Genomic DNA, 1,239 nt, shown 5'->3' with positions numbered 1-1,239 from the left:
AACTGGACAATAAAAACTTGAGCCACCTGATTGTGAATAGGTTCTGCCATTACCGCCACTTGAGGTAACCCTAAAGCAATTAGGGATTCGGCAATGGAGATACCATTACAAGAATTAAAAATAGCAAACTTAAGTCCATTAGCTATCCCTTGTTGGAGGGGTAGTTTAATCTCATTAATCCCTAAAGAAGCATCAGGAGCAATATGTAATTCCCCACCAGTCAAGGCAGTTTCATTACTATGTCCAGCAAAGAATAAAATATCCCAACCCCTAGGATTAGCAATTTCCTTAACAATTTCCTGCTTAAGACTAGTAGAGTCTTTTCCTGGTTGCCAACCAATAAATTTTAGGTCAGCGAGCTTAGACAGGTGAGCTAACGCCTTGCGGTCTTCTTCAAAGTCTAATCCTTTTTCATCACCTAAGATAGCCAAAACTCTGGCTCGGCGACGGATTGAAGTAATAATTTTATTATGACTAATTCCAGCATGGATAGTTTTAGAAACCCGAGCAATCCGGATAGTTCCGAATCTGGATAAATTAGTCCTAGTATTACTAATTTCCCAAGCTTCCCAAGGTAAGCGAGTTAATTCAGCACAGTTACAGGTGAGGAGAATATCAACCCAATACCGACGATTACTAGAGGAATCTGTAGCCGCATTAGCAATTTGCTCACGAATTTAATATAACTCTCCATCCCGTAACCACCGATCAAATAGTGATAAAAACCTAGCTTCTGCTTCCCGCAAAAATCCAGCATGATCCTTCTTCGAGGATGGAATACTACCACTTTTTTTTATTTTAATAACTCGCAAATATCGGTAACAATTAATGTAAGCCTGTTTCCAGTCTTGGTAACTTTGATCAAGGTCTTGAGGATAATCTACTATGGCAGAAATAGTCTTACCATTTTCCCAAGATAACTCAAAGTTACACCCTGACTTGATTTTGATGACTTTAAGGTGAAAAATTTTACTTTTCATGTTACTTATAGTAGTCAGCGGTCAGTTATAATCGTAGGGTGGGCAGTGCCTAGCAACGCCCTTTGCAAGCTTCAAAATCTGTCTGATGCACTGCCCACCGACATGCACTTTTCATCTTACTTACCTCTCACTAGTGATTAATCTGCTGGTGGGCAGTGCCTAACAATGCCCTTTAGAAAAACATCAATCTAACTGATGCACTGCCCACCCTACATGAACTTACCTTTCACTAGTAAACAAGTGATTAATCTGCTGGTGG

At 39.9% G+C, this 1,239-nt stretch carries 1 protein-coding gene and 1 pseudogene; both read right to left on the bottom strand.

Features of this window, described 5'->3' with window-relative positions; all coding sequences use genetic code 11:
- Positions 1 to 431, bottom strand: a pseudogene (locus tag F6K49_RS50420) (histidine kinase); the annotation flags it as partial.
- A gap of 246 nt (positions 432 to 677) precedes the next feature.
- Positions 678 to 980 (bottom strand): hypothetical protein, encoded by a 303-nt coding sequence (locus F6K49_RS50415; RefSeq protein ID WP_293110402.1) that lies wholly within the window; start codon positions 978 to 980, stop codon positions 678 to 680.
- Positions 981 to 1,239 lie beyond the last annotated feature (259 nt).

Source organism: Moorena sp. SIO3I6 (genome assembly GCF_010672095.1).
Note: the sequence above shows the minus strand (reverse complement) of the source record. Positions and strands in the feature narration are given on the sequence as shown.